This is a genomic window from Polaromonas sp., from assembly GCF_039930745.1.
Lineage (GTDB): Bacteria > Pseudomonadota > Gammaproteobacteria > Burkholderiales > Burkholderiaceae_C > Polaromonas.
In genome coordinates this window covers 94295-113431 of the sequence record NZ_JBDTTH010000001.1, presented here as the reverse complement: position 1 = coordinate 113431, position 19137 = coordinate 94295, and the positions used below count along the sequence as shown (strand labels likewise).

The window sequence follows — 19137 nt, the reverse complement described above, 5'->3', positions numbered from 1 at the left end:
ACTTCAGGGGCTCCAAGGTGTTCTATCACGTTCTATCGTTCACAATCATTCGAGAATTTAATTTTTGGAGTTCATATGCAACGACGACACCTGATGGCATTGACGGTTACCTCATTACTCCCGGGACTGGGTTGGGCCCAAACCGGCAAGCCCGTGCGGCTTGTGGTCCCTTTTCCTCCGGGCGGTGCAACCGACATCACGGCGCGGGTGCTATCCGAACCACTGGCACGCGCTCTCGGCCAGCCCGTCATTGTTGAAAACCGCGGTGGTGCCGGCGGTTCCATTGGCATGGCCGAAGTGGCCAAGTCCGCACCCGACGGCCTGACGCTGGGTGTGGCAACCCTCTCGACGCACGGTGTCAATCCCGCCGTCTACCGGAAATTGCCCTATGACCCGATCAAGGACTTCGTTGCCGTTACCGAGCTCGTCAAGGCGCCCGGTGTGGTGGTGGTCAACGCCGCCCTGCCGGTCAAAAACTACGCCGAACTGATCGCCTACCTCAAGGCCAACCCTGGCAAGCTCAGCTACGCCTCGCCGGGCAATGGCACCATCGGCCATATGTGGGGCGAACTGTTCAAGAGCGCGACTGGCACCTTCATGGTCCACATTCCCTACCGCGGCGCCGGCCCGGCCCTCAACGACGTGGTCGGCGGACAGGTGATGGTGTACTTCGACCAGGTGGCCGCCTCGCTGCCTTTCATTCAGTCCGGCAAGCTGCGCGCCATCGCGGTGTCATGGGACAAGCGCCTGGAGGTGCTGCCGAACACGCCGACCTATGCCGAACTCTCCCTGCCGTCCAGCAACGACCCGTCCTGGTTCGGCCTGGTCGCGCCCGCGGGCACCGCACCCGCGGTGACCAGCCGCCTCCAGCAGGCGGTTGTCAAGGCCCTGCAGGAGCCGGGTGTCAGCACCAAGCTGTCGGCCCAAGGCCTGTTTGCTTCCGGGTCTTCGCCGGCCGCATTTGCGGCCCAGATCGGGAAGGAAATCGACAAGATGCAGCGCATCGCGAAGTTCGCAAAAATCAGCCTCGACTGATCTGACGCCCAGCCGGTTCGCACCCGCCATCGCGGTGCGGCCGTCTCCCATGCACCCCGGCCGCAATGTGGCCTTGGCCGAGATGGCCGACCCCGCGGGTGCCGACCCGATCACAATCGAAGCATGACTCCATTTCTCCGCTACCTGCCCGGCACCACACCCCTGGTGCTCGATTCACCCCACAGCGGGACCGCCTACCCCGACGACTTTGGCCATGCCTGCGAACTGCAGACCCTGCGCCGAGCCGAGGACACGCATGTCGAAAAGCTGTACGACTTCGCGCCCGCGCTCGGCACAAGCTGGGTGGAGGCTTTTTTCCCGCGCAGCTACCTTGACGCCAACCGCGACACCACCGAGATCGACGTCAGCCTGTTTGACGAAGCCTGGCCCGAAGCCGTGGCCACCGACGCCAAGGTGATGGGCAAAGTCCGGCTCGGCAAAGGGCTGGTCTGGCGCACCACAGACGACGGCGTGCCGATCTACCAGCGCAAGCTCAGCGTGGCCGAAGTGCAGGCGCGTATTGCGCGCTGCTGGGAGCCCTACCACGCAGCTGTGGCGCAGGCGATTGACAGTGCGCACCAGCGGCACGGCTACACCATTCACCTCAATTGCCACTCGATGCCGGCCGTGGCGTCCAGCCACGCCACCGAATTTCCCGGGGAGGTGCATGCCGACTTCGTGATCGGCAACCGCGACGGCTCCACCTCCAGCGGCTCGCTGGCCCGACTGGTATGTGCGCACCTCGAAAGCCGGGGTTACAGCGTTTCTCTCAACCACCCCTACAAGGGCGTGGAACTGGTGCGCCGCTATGGCGAGCCGCTGCAGCAGCGCCACAGCATCCAGGTTGAGATCAATCGCAAGCTCTACATGGACGAGCAGACACTGGAAATGCACGAGGGGGCCGTACCTTTGAAAGCCAGCCTGCTGTCGCTGGTGCAGTTGCTGCTGCAAACCGATCCACGCAAGCTGTAAGTCCTGGCAGGGCTCGCGGATAATCCCGGCGATGATTACCCTTTTCAGCGAACGCCACGCGCTTCATGCGCCGGCTTTTGAGTTTTTCCGCGGCGAACGTGTGCCCTGTTTCGAGACCCCGGCGCGTGCCGCGTTTGTGAAAGAGTGCCTGCTGCAGGGCGGCCACGCGCTGCGCGAGCCGCATGCCGACAGCCGCGCGCTGCTGGGCCAGGTGCATAGTGCGCGTTACCTGGCCTTTCTGGAAAACGCCTGGGGCGACTGGCTGGCACAGGACGCCGCCAATGCCGCGCGCCAGCCCTTTCCCTCGGTCTGGCCTGTGCGCACCCTGCGCAGCGATGTGGAGCCCGCCAACTTCACCGCGCGCCTGGGGCTGTACTCGATGGACAACGGCTCGCCGCTGACGGCCGGCACCTGGGCCGCCGCCAAGGCCGGGGCGGACGCGGCTGCCAGTGCGGCGGCCTTGCTGTCGGAGGGCGCTGCGGCAGTGTTCTGCTGCAGCCGTCCGCCCGGCCACCATGCCGGCGCCGACTTCATGGGGGGTTACTGCTTCCTGAACAATGCCGCCGTCGCGGCGCAGGCCTTGCGCAACGGCGGTGCAGACCGTGTGGCGGTGCTTGACGTGGACTACCACCACGGCAACGGCACACAAAGCATTTTTTACGATCGCGCCGACGTGCTGTTTGTCAGCCTGCATGGCGACCCGCGCACTGAATACCCTTTTTACCTGGGCCATGCCGATGAAACAGGCGAGGGCGCCGGGCAGGGCTTCAACGTCAACCTGCCGCTGCCCGCGGGCTCCTCGGTGGGTGTGTGGTTTGACGCGCTGGAGCAGGGCTGCCTGCGCATCGCGAAACACGGCGCCCAGGCGCTGGTGGTGTCGCTGGGGCTGGACACCTTCGAGGACGACCCGATTTCCACCTTTACGCTGCGGCCGGCCGACTTCTACCGGCTGGGCCGGCGCTTGGCCGCGCTCGGTTTGCCGACGGTGTTTGTGCTGGAGGGCGGCTACGCGGCCGAGGCGCTGGGCAGCAATGCGGTCCAGGTCATCGACGGTTTTGAACAGGGCTATTGATGGACCGCGTGGACGTGGTGGTGATAGGTGCGGGCGTCGTCGGGCTGGCGGTGGCGCGTGCGCTGGCGCTGCAGGGGCGCGAGGTGATGGTGCTGGAAAGCGCTGACGGCATAGGCACGGGCACCAGCTCGCGCAACAGCGAGGTGATCCACGCCGGCATCTATTACACGCAGGGCTCGCTGAAGGCGCGGCTGTGTGTGGAAGGCAAAGGCTTGCTGTACAGCTATTGCGCGGAGCGTGGCGTCGGCCACAGCCGCTGCGGCAAGCTGATTGTTGCCACGCATGCATCGCAGATTCCCCAGCTCCAGGCCATCATCGGCAAGGCGGCAGCCAATGGCGTGCATGACCTGGTGCTGCTCACGCGCGAAGAGGCGCAGGTGCTGGAGCCCGCACTGGATTGCGTGGCGGCGGTGCAGTCGCCGAGCACCGGCATTGTGGACAGCCACGCGCTGATGCTGGCGCTGCAGGGCGACCTGGAGAACGCAGGCGGAATCGTAGTGCTTAATTCACCGCTGGCCCAGGCGGTATGCGCGCCATCAGCTATGGTTCTGATAGCAGAAGACGGCACCGAGCTGGCGGCCCGAACCGTGGTCAACGCCGCCGGCCTGCATGCGCAGGCGCTGGCGCGGCGTTTCGAGGGGCTTGACGTGCAGCATGTGCCGCCCAGCCACTACGCCAAGGGCAACTACTTCACCTTGTCCGGGCGTTCGCCTTTCAGCCGGCTGATCTACCCGGTACCCGAGGCGGCGGGGCTGGGCGTGCACCTGACCATTGACCTGGGCGGACAGGCCAAGTTCGGGCCCGACGTGCAGTGGGTGGACTCGCCCGACGACCTGGTGGTGGACCCGCGGCGCGGCGAAGCGTTTTACGCCGAGGTGCGCAAATATTGGCCGAACCTGCCCGATGGCGCGCTGATCCCCGGTTATGCCGGCATCCGCCCGAAGATCCAGTCGTCCACCGAGGCTGCCCGGGACTTCCTGATCCAGGGCCCGGCCGTGCATGGCGTGCCGGGACTGGTCAACCTGTTCGGCATCGAGTCGCCCGGCTTGACGAGCTCGTTGGCCATTGGCCGCCATGTCGGCGAGCTGCTACAAAAAGCATAGCTGTCTGCGCCCGTTGCATAAGGGCTGCAGGCATTTTTCATTTGATTTTGAGTGACCAACAGGAAGAAGCTCGCGCGGGCTGCAAGGGGCGGGGCCGCAGCTTGCGGCCTTGTCCGACAAAGCGGCCCAGGTGCCGGGTTTAAGGTCGCAGGCAGTGACAGGCATCGAACGAAGGAACCGCCATGCCCAACAGCAAGACCAGCCCCACGCGCGCCAAACATGCCAAAACCGGCGACGCACCCACCGCGTCCGCACCAGCGCCCAGCGATATTGGAGAGAACAGCGCCAGCACGTTGATCGAAGTTCCGCTGCGACCCGGTGACGGCAAGCTCGAACACCACGACTTTGCAGACGGCGGCGGCAGCGGTGGCGCCGAGGCCTTCCGCCGCCAGCCCGGCAAATAGCCGCAGGCCGTGCCGATGAAGCTGGCCACTTTCAACGTCAACGGCATCAAGGCACGTCTGCCCAACTTGCTGGCCTGGCTGCACCGGGCCGCGCCCGACGTGGTTTGCCTGCAGGAACTCAAGGCGCTGGACTGCGCCTTTCCCCATCCCGAGCTGCGCGAGGCCGGCTACCACGCCTTGTGGAAAGGCCAGCGTTCATGGAATGGCGTGGCCATTCTTTCGAAAGATGCAGCGCCGCTCGAAATACGGCGCGAGCTGCCGGGCGACCTGCAGGACGAGCAGAGCCGCTACCTGGAGGCTGCGGTGAACGGTATCATCGTCGCCTGCCTTTACCTGCCCAACGGCAATCCGCAGCCGGGCCCGAAGTTCGACTACAAGCTGGCCTGGTTCAAGCGTCTGCAGCAGCATGCGCAAGCGCTGTACGGCTCAGGCCATCCGGCGGTGCTGGCCGGCGACTTCAATGTGGTGCCGACTGACTTCGATATCTACGACCCGAAGTCCTGGCGAAAAGACGCGCTGCTGCAACCCGAAAGCCGGACCGCCTATGAGGAACTGCTGGGACAGGGCTGGGTGGACAGCCTGCGTCACCTGCATCCCGATGAGCGCATCTACACCTTCTGGGATTATTTTCGCCAGCACTGGAAGCGCAATGCCGGGCTGCGCATCGACCATGTGCTGCTCAACGCAGGACTCGCGCCGCGCCTGCAGGCGGCCGGCGTGGACAGCTGGGTGCGTGGCGAGGAACATGCGAGCGACCATGCGCCCGTGTGGGTGACGCTGGACGCACCGGCTGGTCGGGCAGCGGCTGCGAAGCGCAGGTAAGGCTCAGGGTTAGCCGCGTTTGCCGGTCACCAGGCGGTAGATGAAAAGCAGGATCATGGCGCCCAGCACGGCCGCAATGAAGCCCGCCGATTCGCCCACCTGGTACCAGCCCAGGCCGCGGCCCAGATAGGTCGCGATGACCGATCCCACAATGCCGATCAGCACCGTGATGATGAAGCCTGCGGGATCGCGCCCCGGCATCAGGAACTTGGCGACCAAGCCGACGATGAATCCGATCAGAATGGTCCAGAGAATACCCATGAGCTTTGTCCTGTTGGTGAAAGGGTTTGATGATGCAGTGCCACCCCGGTCGCCAGCAGAGGACACCAGCGTGTTCGCATGTAGGAAAGCAGCAGGGCACCGGCGAAACTCGTGTCCAATACAGACCATGGATACCGAACAAGAGATTGAAAAACGCCTGACCGAGCTGGAAATCAAGGCCAGCTTCAGCGAAGACCTGCTGGACGAGCTGAATCAGGTCATCGTCCGCCAGCAGCAGCAAATTGACCTGTTGATGCGCGAAGTCGGCCAGTTGCGCGAGCAGTTGCCCGAGGCAGGCCCCGGCCCGCTGGCCCGCCCCGGCGACGACCTGCCGCCGCATTACTGAACGCCTTCCAGGCAACACAACGCATGGCCACCGCAAAAAGCATCACTACCGACGACTACAAGCTTTTCCCGTCACCGCGCAACCGGCACCGCACCATCTTCCTGCACCGGGTGTTTGTGCCTTACCCCTACATGCTGATTGACATGGACAGCTACAACCTGAAGGGCAAGCACAGCCTGTTTGCAGCCTGCCGGCTGGCCGACAACAAGATGGGGCAACTCGTCACGCTGGAGCTGCTTGAAGACGAGCTGAGGTTCAAGGAACGTTTTGTGCCCGATTGAGTGCTTGTATGTGGCGGCGCCCGATTAATGACTTAATTGGCCTCCAGCCCAGACCCGGCGGGCGCAAGCAGCTATCAATTGTGTAGTATTTTCGGGTGGGAGCCAGTGCAGCGGATCTGGCCTGCTATGCTGCCCACGGTTCGCGCCTCCTACAATTGGAGGAGAAGCCATTTGCCCATTCCATCAGGAGTTTATTGACGTGCCCAATATCGCAACCGTTCTGAAGGCAGAAATCTCGCGCGTCGCGCGCAAGGATGCACGCGCCGAATCGCAGCCGCTGAAAAAGGCGTCTTCGCAATACCGCACCGATATCGCCGCCCTGAAAAGGCGTGTGCTGACCCTCGAAAAACAGCTCAACCGCCTGCTCAAATCGGGCAAAAGGGGGCCTGCCTCCGCCGAACCGGAAGAAAAAACCGGCAGCGGCCTGCGTTTCAGCGCCAAAGGATTTGCCGCCCAGCGGCAGCGGCTCGGCCTGTCCGCCGCGGCTGTGGCGAAAATTCTCAACGTGTCGGCGCAGTCCGTCTACAAATGGGAAGACGGCAAGACCCGCCCCCGGGCCAGCCAGCTGCCGGCGATTGCCAGCCTGAGGAAAATGGGCAAGCAGGAAGCAGCCAAGCTGCTGGCTGGGTAGTCAAGCTGCACAGGCATCGGCGGCCGGTCAGTACAGCGCGGCGAAACGCTCCACCATGCGTGTCGGGCCTGCCACGATCAGGTGGTCGCCCGGCTTGACCCCGGTGTCTGCCTTGGCATAGACAAAATCCTCGTGGCGGCGCTTGATGCCTACCACGGTGATCCCGTGGCGCTTGCGCACATCGGACTGCGCCAGGGTTTTGCCGTGCGTTTCCATGGGAGCGCGGGTTTTGGCAATAGCGAAACCATCGTCGAACTCGATGAAGTCGATCATCTTGCCGGTCACCAGATGGGCCACCCGTTCACCCATGTCTGCCTCGGGGTAAACCACATGGTGGGCACCCACACGTTCCGCGATCCGGCCGTGCTGCGGGTTGTTTGCCTTGCACCAGATGTCCTTGACGCCCAGCTGGCTGAGGTTGAGAACCGTCAGCACGCTGGCCTCCAGGTTGTCGCCGATGCTCACCACGGCGTGCGAAAAATCCTGAACACCCAGTTGCCTCAAGGTTTCCACATCGGTGGCGTCCGCCTGAACCACGTGCGGCAGGACATCGGAAAGCGTCTGGACCGTGTCGGCATCGTGTTCGATGGCCAGCACATCGTGGCCCAGCGCCACCAGCGATTTGGCCACGCCGGTTCCGAACCGGCCGAGCCCGATGACGGCAACACTGCCTGATGCAGTTTTCTTCTGTTTATCCAACAATGGGTGTCTCCTCAGGGTAACGATAATTGCGCCGCATCTGGTTGGTTGCTAGGGCCACGGCCAGAGTGACCACGCCCACGCGTCCTATGAACATCAGCGCGATGATGATGGCCTGGGCGCCGGGCACCAGATCCGCGGTGATGCCGGTAGACAGGCCCACGGTGCCGAAGGCGGAAATCACCTCGAACAACACTTTTTCATAGGGGAGCGGCGTCAGCGGCAGGATGAGCAGCACGGCCAGGCTGACCATGGCGGCGCTCAGGGTCAGGACGGTCAGTGCCTGGCGTTGCACCGAGGTGGCAATGCGCCTGCCGCGAAACTCGACATCGCGATGGCCGCGGATTTCATTCCAGACGACCAGCACCAGCACGAAAAAGGTGGTGACCTTGACGCCGCCCGCCGTCCCCGCGCTGCCACCGCCAATGAACATGAGCGTGTAGTGCAGCGCCAGCGACTCGGTGTTCAAGCCACCGATATCAATGGCGTTGAAACCCGCGGTGCGTGCGGACACCGAGGTAAAAAGCGCCGCCAGGCCCTTGTCGGCCCAGCCCAGGGGTGCCAGTGTTTTCGTGTTGTTCATTTCGGCAAGGAAAATGATCAGCGTCCCGGCCACGATCAGCGCGACGGAGCCCCAGACGGTCAGGACAGCGTGCATGGACCACTGCGGCCGGCGGCTGCCGCGTTCGACCATCAGTTCGTGCAAGACCGGAAAGCCCAGGCCGCCCACGATGATCGCGACCATCAACGGCCCGAGGACGAAGGCGTCGCTCACAAAACGCATCACGCTGTCGCCCCAGGTGGAAAAGCCGGCGTTGTTGAACGCGGAAACCGCGTGAAACAGGCCATGCCATGCCGCCTCATCCCAGGGCATGCCGTAGCTCAGCGCAAAACGCAGGGTCAGCGCGGCGGCCACGGCCAATTCCATGACCAGGGTGACCCACAGCACGAGTTTGGCCACGCTCTTGACGTCGCCCAGCGCCAGTGAATGGGTTTCCGCCTGCAGCAAAAGCCGGGTGCGCAGGCGCATCTGCCCGCTGATGAGCAGGCCCATCAGGGTGGCAGAGGTCATCATGCCGAAGCCCCCCAGCTGAAACAGGGCCATGATGATCACTTGCCCGGCGCTGCTCCAGTAGGTGCCGGTATCGACCAGGACCAGGCCTGTCACGCAGACCGCCGAGGTAGCCGTGAACAGCGCCGTCAGCAGTGGCGCAACCTCGCTGCCGGCGTGCGACAGTGGCAACATCAGCAGGGCGGTGCCGAGGATGATCACCGCCAGAAACGACAGCACCAGCACGGAGGCAGGATGGGCAAAATTGATCTTCAAGGATGACCTGTCAATTTGCTCTCTATTTGATAGCTGCTTTCGCTTGTACCTATTGGGCTAGAGGCTCTTTTTGATCGAAAGTGCAGCTTCGGTGACCAGCTCCGGCCCCTTGTAGATCAGCCCGGTGTAAATCTGCACCACATCGGCGCCGGCCTGGATTTTGGACACCGCGTCCGCGCCACTCATGATGCCGCCCACGCCGATGATGGGAAAGCCTTTGCCGAGTGCAGCGCGCAGCTGGCCGATCACGCGGTTGCTGGCGGCCAGCACCGGCGCGCCGCTCAGGCCGCCGGCTTCCTCGGCATGGGGCAGGCCTTTGACGGCCTCGCGGCTCAGGGTGGTGTTGGTCGCCACCACGCCGTCCATGCCGTGGCGCTTGAGCGTTGCGGCGATCACGTCCACCTGGGCCTCGTCGAGGTCGGGCGCAATTTTCACAAAAATCGGCACGCGCTTGCTGTGCTCTTTGACCAGGCTTTCGCGCCGCTCGGCGATGCGGCCCAGCAGGGCGTCCAGCGCCTCGTCGCTTTGCAGCGCGCGCAGGTTTTTGGTGTTTGGGCTGGAAATGTTGACGGTCACATAGTCGGCGTGCGGGTAAACGCCGTCCAGGCAGAGCAGGTAGTCATCGACCGCGTTTTCAATCGGTGTCGCCGCGTTTTTGCCGATGTTCAGGCCCAGCAGCAAAGGGTGTTTGACGTTCTGGCGGCGAAAGCTGGACTTCTGCACATTGGCAATGAAAGCATCCAGCCCGTCATTGTTGAAGCCCAGGCGGTTGATCAGCGCGTTAGCCTGCGGCAGGCGGAACATGCGCGGCTTGGGGTTGCCCGGCTGGGCTTTGGGCGTGACGGTGCCGACCTCAACGAACCCGAAACCCATGGCGGCCAGGCCGTCGATGCAGCGCGCGTTTTTGTCCAGCCCGGCGGCCAGGCCCACGCGGTTGGCGAACTTCAGCCCGGCCAGCTCGACCGGATCGTCAACACGGCCCGAGCAGTAGGCCCATGCCAGCGGTGTGCCCTGGGTGCGGGCCAGCGAGGCCATGGTCAGTTCGTGGGCGGTTTCCGGGTCCAGCCCAAATAAAATAGGGCGGGCAAGGGCGTAGGGCAGCAGGGACATTGGATAATTTGAGTTGTTCTTGGCGATAGTGCAGTGCGCCTGGCATTGTCGCAAAACCCAGCAAGCTTCCAACCTTATCACCCATGACACAAGACGAACTCAAAACACTGGTCGGCCAGGCCGCCCTCAGCTATGTCGAGCCCGGCAGCATCGTCGGTGTCGGCACCGGCTCCACCGTCAACAAGTTCATCGACGCGCTGGCCGGCATCAAGGACACGATTGCCGGCGCGGTCTCCAGCTCGGTGGCCTCTACCGAGCGCCTGCAGGCGCTGGGCATCACGGTGTTTGAGGCGGCCGATGTGGAAGAGCTGGCGGTGTACATCGACGGCGCCGACGAGATCGACCACGCGGGCCACATGATCAAGGGCGGTGGGGCGGCTCTGACGCGCGAAAAAATCGTGGCCGCCCAGTCGCGCAAGTTTGTCTGCATTGCCGACGAGTCCAAGCTGGTTCAGACCTTGGGCCACTTTCCGGTACCGGTGGAAGTCATTCCCATGGCGGCGCAACGCATCCGGCGGCAGTTTGAAGCACTTGGCGGCACGGCCACCGTGCGCCTGAAAAACGGCACGCCGCTGGTCACTGACAACGGCCAGCACATTCTGGACGTGACCGGCCTGAAGATCAGCGAGCCGCTGGCCTTCGAGTCCCAGGTCAACCAGTGGCCCGGGGTGGTGACTGTTGGCGTGTTTGCTTTTCAGAAAGCGCATGTCTGCCTGCTGGGCACGGAAACTGGCGTCAGGACGCTGGTGTTTTAAACCTCCGCAAGCGGCGGGCCGGATGTTGTAGAGTTGTACGACAAATTTCAGGCCCCATGACGCATCGTTTCCAGTCCATCACGCCCGGTATTCATCTGTCAGAACGGGTGGCCGAGGCGCTGTCGGCTGAAATCCGCGCAGGGCGGCCCGCGGCGGGCGACAAGTTGCCGACAGAGGCAGCGCTGGCCGAGCAGTTCGCCGTCAGCCGCACGGTGGTGCGCGAGGCCGTCTCGCGCCTGAAGTCGCTGGGCCTGGTGGAGTCGCGCCAGGGCAGCGGGGTGTTTGTGCGTCGTGCCGCGTTTGCGCCGCTGAATTTCGACATGCGTTCCGCCGCGTCAAAGCAGGCCGTTGTCCAGATGGTGGAGGTGCGCCGCGCACTGGAGGCCGAAGTAGCCGCGCTGGCCGCGCAGCGCCGCACAGCAGCTGACGTCAAACGCATCCGCCAGGCGATGGCTGCGCTTGACAAGGCGGTCAAGGCCGGCGGCGATGGTGCCGAGGAAGACGTGAACTACCATCGCGCGATTGCAGACTCGGCGCAAAACCCGTTTCTCATCAGCACCCTGGACTACCTGCGCCAGTTCCTGCGCGGCGTCACGCGTGTCACCCGGGCCAACGAAGCGCGCCGGGCTGACTTTGCCAGGCAGGTGCGGGCAGAACACGAAGCGATTGTCCAGGCCATCGAGGCCGGCGACGCCGTTAAGGCGCGCCAGGCTGCGGCCCGCCATATGGACAACGCGATTCGTCGCATCGAGCAGGCTGATCCGGCTTTCTGGCAGCAGGAGGGTGTTCAGCTGGCCAGTGCACTGCTACCCCAGGCCATCCCGCACTGAACGCTTGCTAAGCCCTGCGCGTTGGGTGGTGCTGCTCCCAAAATAATGGAAGTACTTCCTTGTAAGTCGTATGATAACAATATGAATAAATGTTGAAGCACGGTACCCGACGCGGGAGTGAGTGAAATGAACCTTGTTGCAGGAGTGATAGGCCTCGGTGCCATGGGCAGCGGCATGGCGCAGTCGCTGCGCCGCGCCGGTTACCAAGTGCGCGTGTTTGATGTGCGGCCGGAAGCGGCAGAAGCTTTCGCCGAAGGCGGCGGTGTGGCCTGCGCTTCGCTGGCCGAACTGGGCGCCACCTGCGATGTGCTGGTGTCGGTGGTGGTCAACGCGGCGCAGACCGAGGCCGTGCTGTTCGGCCCCGGCGGCTGCGCGGCGGCCATGAAGCCCGGCAGCGTGTTTGTGATGTGTTCCACCGTTGACCCGAACTGGTCGATGGCGCTGGAAAAACGGCTGAACGGTCTGGGCCTACTCTACATCGACGCGCCCATCTCCGGCGGTGCGGCCAAAGCCGCCAGCGGCGAGATGACGATGATGACGTCCGGCGCGCAGGCAGCGTATGCGAAGGCGGAACCCGTGCTCAACGCGATGGCCGCCAAGGTCTACAAGCTGGGTGATGCGGCCGGTGCCGGAAGCAAGGTCAAGATCATCAACCAGCTGCTGGCTGGTGTGCACATCGCCGCAGCTGCCGAAGCCATGGCGCTGGGCCTGCGCGAAGGCGTGGACCCGGCCGCGCTGTACGAGGTCATCACCCACAGCGCCGGTAACAGCTGGATGTTTGAAAACCGCATGGCCCATGTGCTGGCGGCCGACTACACGCCGCTCTCGGCGGTAGACATCTTCGTGAAAGACCTCGGCCTCGTGCTCGACATGGCGCGTGCCAGCAAGTTTCCCTTGCCGCTGTCATCGACCGCGCACCAGATGTTCATGCAGGCATCGACGGCCGGTTTTGCGAAAGAAGATGACAGCGCAGTGATCAAGATTTTCCCGGGCATCGAGTTGCCCAAGAAACCATGAGCAGCACTGAGCGCAGGGTGGAACCTCTCAACCCAGCCGGGGCCGCGGGTCCGGCTTTGCCGGCCCGCAGGCGCAGCGCCCCCGCGGGGGGCAGCGCAGTACGCGAAGCGACAAGCGTGGGGGCTCTATGTCTGGGTTGCATTGCCGACGACTTCACAGGTGCAACGGATCTGGCGAATAACCTGGTGCGCGCCGGCATGCGTGTGGTGCAGACCATTGGCGTGCCGGATGCTCCGCTGGGCGCCGAGGTGGATGCCGTGGTGGTCGCGCTCAAATCGCGCACCGTGTCGCCTGACCAGGCCATTGCCGAATCGCTGGCCGCTTTGGCCTGGCTGCAAGCCCAAGGCGCGCAGCAGATTTATTTCAAGTACTGCTCGACCTTCGACAGCACAGCGCAAGGCAATATCGGCCCGGTGACCGAAGTGTTGATGGACGCGCTCCAGACCGGCTTCACGATTGCCACCCCGGCTTTTCCCGACAACCAGCGCACGGTGTTCAAGGGCTACCTGTTTGTGGGCGATGTGCTGCTCAATGAAAGCGGCATGCAGAACCATCCGCTGACACCCATGGCGGACGCGAATCTGGTGCGGGTGATGCAGGCGCAGACGACACGGCGTGTCGGGCTGATCGACCACACTGTGTTGGCGCGCGGCGCGGCTGCAGTGCGCGAGTGCATGGCGCAGTTGCAGGCAGAAGGTGTGGGCGTGGCGATTGTGGACGCGGTGTCCAACGAGGACCTGCTGCGCCTGGGCCCGGCACTTAAGGACATGCCGCTGGTGACGGCCGGCTCCGGCGTGGCCATTGGCTTGCCTGCTAATTTCGGCATCACGCCCTCAGACCAGGCCAGCCGCTTGCCGGCTGCCAGCGGCCTGCAAGCGGTGGTGTCGGGCAGCTGCTCGCTGGCAACCAACCGGCAGGTGCTGGATTTCATGAAACAGGGCCACCCGGCGCTGGCGATTGATCCGCTGCGAATTGCCTCAGGCGCCGATGTGGTGGCCGAGGTGCTGGCCTGGGCCCGGCCGCTGCTGGCCCATGGGCCGGTGCTGGTTTATTCCACCGCCGACAGTGGCGACGTGAAATCCGTGCAGAGCCGTCTGGGTGTGGAAGAAGCCGGCGCCATGGTCGAGCGCACGCTGGCCGCGGTGGCGCGCGGCCTGGTGCAACTGGGCGTGCGGCAACTGGTGGTGGCCGGCGGTGAAACCTCGGGCGCCTGCGTGCAGACGCTGGGCATCACGCAGATGCAGATCGGCCCGCAGATCGACCCTGGCGTGCCCTGGTGTCATGCGGCAATAGAGCCCCCACGCTCGGCACTGCGTATCCTCGCTGCCCCCCAAGGGGGCGTCGCCGACCTTGGGGCGGCCCGGCGGTCGTCGGCCCTGGCTGGCAATGACGGCCTCCACTTAGCGCTGAAGTCCGGCAACTTCGGCACTGACGACTTCTTTATCAAAGCCTTTACGATGCTGGCATGACCGTACTCACCGAAAACCAGGCCAGAGAAGAGATCTGCCGCGTGGGCAAAAGCCTGTTCGAGCGCGGCTACGTGCATGCGACGGCCGGCAACATCAGTCTTCGCCTGGATGAGTCGGCGGGCGGCGGTTTCCTGATCACGCCCACGGATGCCTGCCTGGGTTTCCTGGACCCGGCGCGGTTGGCCCGGCTGGATGCCGATGCAAAACAAGTCAGCGGCGACACCGCCAGCAAGACCATTGCGTTGCATGCTGGCATCTACGCGGCAGCGTTGAAGTTCGACCCGGCAACGCGCTGCGTGATCCACACCCACTCCACCCATTGCGTCGCGCTGAGCCTGCGTGCCACCGGCGACAAGTTGCTGCCGGCCCTCACGCCTTATTTCGTGATGAAGGTCGGCCATGTGCCAGTGATCGACTACCACCGCCCTGGCGATGCCGCTGCCGCAAGGCAGGTGGTCGAAGCTATCACCGCTTACGGCCAGCGAGGCACGCCGATACGCGCGGTCATGCTCGCACGGCTGGGTCCCAATGTCTGGCACCAGAGCCCGGCCGCGGCCATGGCCGTGCTGGAAGAACTTGAGGAAACCGCCAGGCTCGCCTGTATGGCGGGCACCACCGTGCAGCCTTTGACCGCTGCGCAGATCGATGAACTGCGCCAGACCTTCGGCGCCCGCTGGTAGCGGGTTTTTGTAGTCAGATCGGCCTGTAGCCCTTTATCTGACTACGCTAACAGCTATTCATTCGATAGCATTTCAAAGAAGCCACCATGCCGAAATTCGCCGCCAACCTGTCCATGATGTACCCCGAGCTGCCCTTTCTGGACCGCTTCGAGGCCGCTGCAAAAGATGGCTTCAAGGCCGTGGAGTTTCTTTTCCCTTATGCGTTCAGCAAGCACGAGCTGGCCGCACGCCTGAAGGGCAACGGCCTGCAGCAGGTGTTGTTCAACGCGCCACCGGGCGGCACCGATGCGGCGTCCATCGCCCAGGCCTGGGACCAGTCCGGCGTTCGCGGCACCGCCGCGGTGCCTGGCCGCGAAGCGGAATTTCGCACCGGTGTGCTGCTGGCCCTGGACTATGCAGAAGCGCTGTCGTGCCCGCGCATCCACCTGATGGCCGGCCTGCTGGCAACAGGCAGCGAGCGCGAGGAACTGCGGCCGCTGTACGTCGCCAACCTGCGCTGGGCCTCGGCCGAGGCCGCCAAACACGGTCGGGACGTGCTGATCGAGCCGATCAACACGCGCGACGTGCCGCGTTTCTTTCTGAACCGGCAAGACCATGCGCACGAGATCGTGGCCGAGGTCGGTGCGCCCAACCTCAAGGTGCAGATGGACCTGTACCACTGCCAGATTGTCGAAGGTGATGTGGCGACCAAAATCCGACAGTACCTACCCACGGGGCGGGTCGGTCATTTCCAGATCGCCGGCGTACCGGAGCGGCACGAGCCCGACATCGGGGAAGTCAATTACCCCTATCTGTTCGGTGTGATCGACGAGGTGTCGCAGGCCTGCGGCTGGGATGGCTGGCTGGGCTGCGAGTACCGGCCGAAAAAAGGCGGGTTGCCGGGCGGTACTTCCGCCGGGCTGGGCTGGCTGCCGCGCTGAGCACGGCAATGGTCCAATCGGGTCTGGGCCTAGAAACGGATTCCGGCGGGATTGCTCGGTGGCGGAGCTGCCGGGGTGGCAGGTGTGGCCGGCCCCTGCGGCCGCGCCGCGGCGGTGGCGGGTGCGGCAGCCGGGGCGGCGACTATGACCAGGGGCGTGGCGGCGGTCTGGATGTAGCTGGACGGCAGTATCGATGATTTCGGATAACCCGCCGCATCAAGAAACTGTGTCCATTCCGCGTCGGAGAAGCCCTTGAGCTGCTGGCTGCCGATGGTCAGGAAGGGCAGGGAGGCGTCGCCGCTGATGCGCTGCAGGGCCTGTGTGTCTTCGTTGGTGGTCACGGTTTTTTCCGCGAACGGGATGCCGCGTGTGGTCAACATGGAGCGGGCCGAGCCGCAGGGGGCGCAGTTCGCGCCCGTGTACAGGGTCACCGGGTACTGGCCCACCACTTTGCGCAACTCGAAAGGCAGCGAGGCGGTCGAGATACCCCCGGCGCCACCGGCACCGGCCGCTGTGACCTTGGCCTTGCTTGCAGCCGGCGGCGGCTGGTCGGAGAAGGTCACCTTGCCATCCGGGCCGACAATGCGGTAAACCTGCTGTGCCTGGGAAATAGAGGAAAAAGTGCCAGAAGCCAGCACCACTGCTGCGCTGACTGCTGCAAATTTAATAGCGTTCGATAAGGTCATACCAGCTCCGTTGAGGTTTCTCATGCCATGCCCTGGTGGCGCAGCAACGCGTCGATCGAGGGTTCGCGGCCGCGAAAGGCCTTGAAGGATTCCATCGCCGGGCGGCTGCCACCCGCTTCCAGGATGGCCTGGCGGTATTTTCTGCCAGTTTCTACCGTAACGGTGCTGGGCAGGGCTCCGGCATCAGTGTTTATACCTGCAGGTGTGGCGCTTTGTGCACTCTCCTCGAAGGCAGCATAAGCGTCCGCCGAGAGAACTTCTGCCCATTTGTAGCTGTAGTAGCCCGCTGCGTAGCCACCCGAGAAAATGTGACTGAATGTGTGCGCGGTGCGGCTGTAGGGCGGCGGTGTGATCACCGCATACTCCTTGCGGACTTCAGTCAGCAGGGCCATCACGTTGCCGCCCGGCTGCCACTGCGTGTGCAGCAGCATGTCGAACAGCGAAAACTCGATTTGCCTCAGGGTCTGCATGCCGCTCTGGAAGTTCTTCGCGGCCAGCATCTTGTCGAACAGCGCGCGCGGCAATGGCTCACCAGTGTCCACGTGAGCCGTCATGTGTTTGAGCACGTCCCATTCCCAGCAGAAGTTCTCCATGAACTGGCTGGGCAGCTCGACCGCGTCCCACTCGACGCCGCTGATGCCCGAAACATCGCGCTCGTTCACCTGCGTCAGCATGTGGTGCAGGCCATGGCCGAATTCGTGAAACAGGGTGGTCACGTCGTCGTGTGTCAGCAGGGCCGGCTTGCCACCCACGCCGTCGGCAAAGTTGCAGACCAGGTGCGCCACCGGGGTCTGCAGCCTGCCCGTGTCCGGGCGCAGCCAGCGGGCGCGCACGTCGTCCATCCAGGCGCCGCCGCGTTTGCCGGTGCGGGCCGGCCGGTCCAGGTAAAACTGGCCGACCAGTTGTCCATCGCGTTCGATGCGGTAAAACTCGACACCGGGGTTCCATACCGGGGCGCTGTCAGGGTGGATTGTCACTTCAAACAGCGTTTCGACAATCTTGAACAGGCCGGCCAGTACCTTGGGCGCGGTGAAATACTGCTTGACCTCCTGCTCGCTGAAGGCGTAACGCGCTTCCTTGAGCTTTTCGCCGATAAAGGCATAGTCCCAGGGCTGTGGGTTCTTCAGGCCCAGCTTTTCCCCGGCGAAGGTGCGCAGGTCGGCCACGTCCTTGAGGCCGTAAGGCTTGGCACGCTGACCCAGGTCGCGCAGGAAACTGATCACCTGGTCCGGCGAATCGGCCATCTTGGCGACCACCGACACCTCGCCGAAGTTGCGGTAGCCCAGCAATTGCGCCTCTTCCAGACGCAGCGCCAGGATTTCCTGCATCACGGCACTGTTGTCGAAGCGGCTGAATTCGGGCGCGGCCTGGTCGCTGGCGCGGGTGCTGTAGGCTCGGTACAGGGTTTCGCGCAGTGCGGAGCTCTCGGCAAACTGCATGACCGGCAGGTAGCAGGGCATTTTGAGCGTGAGTTTGTAGCCGCCCTTGCCTTCGGCCTCGGCCTGTGCGCGGGCTGTCTGCACCACATCGTCCGGCACGCCGGCCAGTTCATCTTCCCGGGCGTAGTAGGCATAGGCATCGGTCGCGTCGAGCGCGTTTTCGCTGAACTTCTGGCTCAGCTCGGCCTGCCGCTCCTGGATGGCGGCAAAACGTTCCTTGGCCGCGCCCACCAGCTCGGCGCCTGAAAGGACAAAGTTGCGCATGGCGTTTTTGTGCGCCTGGCGCTGTTCGGGGTTCAGCGTGGCGACATCAATGGCCTTGTACTTGGCGTACAACCGTTCGTCGGCGCCCAGGCGCGTCCAGAACTCGGTGACGCGGGGCAGGGCCGCGTTGTAGGCGGCGCGCAGTTCGGGCGTGTCGGCCACGCCGTTGAGGTGGCTGACAGCGCCCCAGGCCCGGCTCAGGTTTTCGGTGGCTATGTCGAGCACACCGGCAATGTCGGTCCAGCGCGCCGGGAAGGCCGGTGCCGTGACCTGCTCAAGGGCCGTTTCAGCCTGCCCGAGCAGCACGTCGATCGCAGAGCCGACATGCTCGGGCGTGATGCGGTCAAACAGTGGCAGGTCGGAAAAATCGAGGAGCGGGTTGGGGGTGGGCGTAGAGGTCATGGCAATCAACTATGGGCGCTGGCACCGAATCTAAAGAGATATGAGACGTGGCGACTAAAAAAGGAAAGCCGGCCAGAAGGCCCGGCATGGCTCAACCCTGGGCGCGCTTCTTGGCGCTTTGCTGCTTTTTGGGCTTGGCCCGTTTGACCGTGCCGCCCGGCGTCAGGCGCTGGTTGCCGAGCACGCGTAAGGTTTTGACTTCCGGTCGCTGTCCGTAACGCGCGCTGTTTTTCAGCACCTTGACGTCGCGCGGGCCGGGCATGCGGTCTTCGTTGACCTTCTTTTCCTTTTCCGGCATGGGCCGCCACAGCACCAGCAGTTTGCCGATGTGCTGGATGGGCGCAGCACCCAGTTCGTCGGCCAGGGCCTGGAACATGGCTTCGCGACCGGGGCGGTCGTCCGACTGCACGCGGACCTTGATCAGGCCGTGCGCCTTGAGCGCGGCGTCGATTTCTTTTTTGACGGCGGCGGTCAGGCCGTCCGAACCGACCATGACAACCGGATCAAGGTGATGGGCCTCGGCGCGGTGGTCTTTGCGTTGGGCGGGGGTAAGTAGTATTTGAGCCATGCCCCGATTATCCTGGAAGCCGCAGTTGACCGCTCATTCACGCA

The 19137-nt window shown here is 64.0% G+C and carries 22 protein-coding genes; 15 read left to right on the top strand and 7 right to left on the bottom strand.

What is annotated here, in order from left to right:
• Nucleotides 1–75 precede the first annotated feature (75 nt).
• The 6 genes from ABI660_RS00535 (at nucleotide 76) to xth (ending at nucleotide 5408) form a co-directional block, all read left to right on the top strand.
• Nucleotides 76–1035, top strand: a complete 960-nt coding sequence (locus ABI660_RS00535; protein WP_348063869.1) for a tripartite tricarboxylate transporter substrate binding protein BugE — start codon at nucleotides 76–78, stop codon at nucleotides 1033–1035.
• A gap of 123 nt (nucleotides 1036–1158) precedes the next feature.
• Nucleotides 1159–2007: an N-formylglutamate amidohydrolase gene (locus ABI660_RS00530; protein ID WP_348063867.1), complete on the top strand. Its 849-nt coding sequence runs from the start codon at nucleotides 1159–1161 to the stop codon at nucleotides 2005–2007.
• 31 nt (nucleotides 2008–2038) lie between these two features.
• On the top strand, nucleotides 2039–3079 hold the full coding sequence (locus ABI660_RS00525; protein WP_348063865.1) for a histone deacetylase family protein: 1041 nt from the start codon (nucleotides 2039–2041) through the stop codon (nucleotides 3077–3079).
• A complete protein-coding gene (locus ABI660_RS00520; RefSeq protein WP_348063863.1) occupies nucleotides 3079–4182 on the top strand; it encodes an NAD(P)/FAD-dependent oxidoreductase in 1104 nt (367 codons plus the stop codon). The genes ABI660_RS00525 and ABI660_RS00520 overlap by 1 nt, the downstream gene beginning before the upstream one ends.
• Before the next feature lie 182 nt (nucleotides 4183–4364).
• Entirely contained in the window at nucleotides 4365–4586 is a 222-nt protein-coding gene (locus tag ABI660_RS00515; RefSeq protein WP_348063861.1) for a hypothetical protein, read from the top strand.
• A 15-nt stretch (nucleotides 4587–4601) separates the two neighbouring features.
• Complete coding sequence (gene xth, locus ABI660_RS00510; protein ID WP_348063859.1) at nucleotides 4602–5408, top strand: exodeoxyribonuclease III; 807 nt, start codon at nucleotides 4602–4604, stop codon at nucleotides 5406–5408.
• 9 nt (nucleotides 5409–5417) lie between these two features.
• On the opposite strand, the gene ABI660_RS00505 is transcribed toward xth, so the two are convergent.
• On the bottom strand, nucleotides 5418–5669 hold the full coding sequence (locus ABI660_RS00505; RefSeq protein WP_348063857.1) for a GlsB/YeaQ/YmgE family stress response membrane protein: 252 nt from the start codon (nucleotides 5667–5669) through the stop codon (nucleotides 5418–5420).
• A 127-nt stretch (nucleotides 5670–5796) separates the two neighbouring features.
• Here ABI660_RS00505 and ABI660_RS00500 point away from each other — a divergent pair, with 127 nt between their 5' ends.
• From ABI660_RS00500 to ABI660_RS00490, 3 genes are all read left to right on the top strand, one after another.
• Nucleotides 5797–6015, top strand: a complete 219-nt coding sequence (locus ABI660_RS00500; protein WP_348063855.1) for a SlyX family protein — start codon at nucleotides 5797–5799, stop codon at nucleotides 6013–6015.
• A 23-nt stretch (nucleotides 6016–6038) separates the two neighbouring features.
• The gene (locus ABI660_RS00495; protein WP_348063853.1) at nucleotides 6039–6296 is read left to right on the top strand and encodes a hypothetical protein; all 258 of its coding nucleotides are present in this window, start codon (nucleotides 6039–6041) and stop codon (nucleotides 6294–6296) included.
• Nucleotides 6297–6495: 199 nt separating this feature from the next.
• Entirely contained in the window at nucleotides 6496–6927 is a 432-nt protein-coding gene (locus tag ABI660_RS00490) for a helix-turn-helix domain-containing protein (RefSeq protein WP_348063851.1), read from the top strand.
• A gap of 27 nt (nucleotides 6928–6954) precedes the next feature.
• Here the strand turns inward: ABI660_RS00490 and ABI660_RS00485 are convergent, their stop codons facing one another.
• From ABI660_RS00485 to ABI660_RS00475, 3 genes are read right to left on the bottom strand one after another with little or no spacing between them, the layout of a single operon-like run.
• Nucleotides 6955–7629, bottom strand: a complete 675-nt coding sequence (locus ABI660_RS00485) for a TrkA family potassium uptake protein (RefSeq protein ID WP_348063849.1) — start codon at nucleotides 7627–7629, stop codon at nucleotides 6955–6957.
• Nucleotides 7619–8953 (bottom strand): potassium transporter TrkG, encoded by a 1335-nt coding sequence (locus ABI660_RS00480; RefSeq protein WP_348063847.1) that lies wholly within the window; start codon nucleotides 8951–8953, stop codon nucleotides 7619–7621. Before ABI660_RS00480 ends, ABI660_RS00485 begins: the two co-directional genes overlap by 11 nt.
• Nucleotides 8954–9010: 57 nt before the next feature.
• Nucleotides 9011–10063 carry a quinone-dependent dihydroorotate dehydrogenase gene (locus tag ABI660_RS00475; protein WP_348063845.1) on the bottom strand — a complete coding sequence of 351 codons (1053 nt, stop codon included), beginning with the start codon at nucleotides 10061–10063 and terminating at the stop codon, nucleotides 9011–9013.
• A gap of 83 nt (nucleotides 10064–10146) precedes the next feature.
• On the opposite strand from ABI660_RS00475, the gene rpiA reads away from it, so the two are divergent.
• From rpiA to otnI, 6 genes are all read left to right on the top strand, one after another.
• Nucleotides 10147–10818, top strand: coding sequence for a ribose-5-phosphate isomerase RpiA (gene rpiA, locus ABI660_RS00470; protein WP_348063843.1), 672 nt, complete (start codon nucleotides 10147–10149; stop codon nucleotides 10816–10818).
• Nucleotides 10819–10874: 56 nt separating this feature from the next.
• Nucleotides 10875–11648 (top strand): FadR/GntR family transcriptional regulator, encoded by a 774-nt coding sequence (locus ABI660_RS00465; protein ID WP_348063841.1) that lies wholly within the window; start codon nucleotides 10875–10877, stop codon nucleotides 11646–11648.
• A gap of 126 nt (nucleotides 11649–11774) precedes the next feature.
• Complete coding sequence (ltnD, locus tag ABI660_RS00460) at nucleotides 11775–12665, top strand: L-threonate dehydrogenase (RefSeq protein WP_348063839.1); 891 nt, start codon at nucleotides 11775–11777, stop codon at nucleotides 12663–12665.
• 116 nt (nucleotides 12666–12781) lie between these two features.
• Complete coding sequence (gene otnK / locus ABI660_RS00455) at nucleotides 12782–14134, top strand: 3-oxo-tetronate kinase (RefSeq protein ID WP_348064083.1); 1353 nt, start codon at nucleotides 12782–12784, stop codon at nucleotides 14132–14134.
• Nucleotides 14131–14814 carry an aldolase gene (locus ABI660_RS00450; RefSeq protein ID WP_348063837.1) on the top strand — a complete coding sequence of 228 codons (684 nt, stop codon included), beginning with the start codon at nucleotides 14131–14133 and terminating at the stop codon, nucleotides 14812–14814. Before otnK ends, ABI660_RS00450 begins: the two co-directional genes overlap by 4 nt.
• An 86-nt stretch (nucleotides 14815–14900) precedes the next feature.
• Nucleotides 14901–15734: a 2-oxo-tetronate isomerase gene (otnI, locus tag ABI660_RS00445; RefSeq protein WP_348063835.1), complete on the top strand. Its 834-nt coding sequence runs from the start codon at nucleotides 14901–14903 to the stop codon at nucleotides 15732–15734.
• 29 nt (nucleotides 15735–15763) lie between these two features.
• Here the strand turns inward: otnI and ABI660_RS00440 are convergent, their stop codons facing one another.
• The 3 genes from ABI660_RS00440 to yhbY form a co-directional block, all read right to left on the bottom strand.
• The gene (locus tag ABI660_RS00440) at nucleotides 15764–16420 is read right to left on the bottom strand and encodes a glutaredoxin family protein (RefSeq protein WP_348063833.1); all 657 of its coding nucleotides are present in this window, start codon (nucleotides 16418–16420) and stop codon (nucleotides 15764–15766) included.
• A gap of 20 nt (nucleotides 16421–16440) precedes the next feature.
• Complete coding sequence (locus tag ABI660_RS00435; protein ID WP_348063831.1) at nucleotides 16441–18525, bottom strand: M3 family metallopeptidase; 2085 nt, start codon at nucleotides 18523–18525, stop codon at nucleotides 16441–16443.
• A 91-nt stretch (nucleotides 18526–18616) separates the two neighbouring features.
• Complete coding sequence (gene yhbY / locus ABI660_RS00430) at nucleotides 18617–19093, bottom strand: ribosome assembly RNA-binding protein YhbY (protein WP_348063829.1); 477 nt, start codon at nucleotides 19091–19093, stop codon at nucleotides 18617–18619.
• Nucleotides 19094–19137 lie beyond the last annotated feature (44 nt).

Bases quoted from the DNA above. Each gene is read 5' to 3' on its own strand.
- ABI660_RS00535 (WP_348063869.1), top strand. From the start codon at position 76: ATGCAACGACGACACCTGATGGCATTGACGGTTACCTCATTACTCCCG.
- ABI660_RS00530 (WP_348063867.1), top strand. From the start codon at position 1,159: ATGACTCCATTTCTCCGCTACCTGCCCGGCACCACACCCCTGGTGCTC.
- ABI660_RS00525 (WP_348063865.1), top strand. From the start codon at position 2,039: ATGATTACCCTTTTCAGCGAACGCCACGCGCTTCATGCGCCGGCTTTT.
- ABI660_RS00520 (WP_348063863.1), top strand. From the start codon at position 3,079: ATGGACCGCGTGGACGTGGTGGTGATAGGTGCGGGCGTCGTCGGGCTG.
- ABI660_RS00515 (WP_348063861.1), top strand. From the start codon at position 4,365: ATGCCCAACAGCAAGACCAGCCCCACGCGCGCCAAACATGCCAAAACC.
- xth (WP_348063859.1), top strand. From the start codon at position 4,602: ATGAAGCTGGCCACTTTCAACGTCAACGGCATCAAGGCACGTCTGCCC.
- ABI660_RS00505 (WP_348063857.1), bottom strand. From the start codon at position 5,669: ATGGGTATTCTCTGGACCATTCTGATCGGATTCATCGTCGGCTTGGTC.
- ABI660_RS00500 (WP_348063855.1), top strand. From the start codon at position 5,797: ATGGATACCGAACAAGAGATTGAAAAACGCCTGACCGAGCTGGAAATC.
- ABI660_RS00495 (WP_348063853.1), top strand. From the start codon at position 6,039: ATGGCCACCGCAAAAAGCATCACTACCGACGACTACAAGCTTTTCCCG.
- ABI660_RS00475 (WP_348063845.1), bottom strand. From the start codon at position 10,063: ATGTCCCTGCTGCCCTACGCCCTTGCCCGCCCTATTTTATTTGGGCTG.
- rpiA (WP_348063843.1), top strand. From the start codon at position 10,147: ATGACACAAGACGAACTCAAAACACTGGTCGGCCAGGCCGCCCTCAGC.
- ABI660_RS00465 (WP_348063841.1), top strand. From the start codon at position 10,875: ATGACGCATCGTTTCCAGTCCATCACGCCCGGTATTCATCTGTCAGAA.
- ltnD (WP_348063839.1), top strand. From the start codon at position 11,775: ATGAACCTTGTTGCAGGAGTGATAGGCCTCGGTGCCATGGGCAGCGGC.
- ABI660_RS00450 (WP_348063837.1), top strand. From the start codon at position 14,131: ATGACCGTACTCACCGAAAACCAGGCCAGAGAAGAGATCTGCCGCGTG.
- otnI (WP_348063835.1), top strand. From the start codon at position 14,901: ATGCCGAAATTCGCCGCCAACCTGTCCATGATGTACCCCGAGCTGCCC.
- ABI660_RS00440 (WP_348063833.1), bottom strand. From the start codon at position 16,420: ATGACCTTATCGAACGCTATTAAATTTGCAGCAGTCAGCGCAGCAGTG.
- ABI660_RS00435 (WP_348063831.1), bottom strand. From the start codon at position 18,525: ATGACCTCTACGCCCACCCCCAACCCGCTCCTCGATTTTTCCGACCTG.
- yhbY (WP_348063829.1), bottom strand. From the start codon at position 19,093: ATGGCTCAAATACTACTTACCCCCGCCCAACGCAAAGACCACCGCGCC.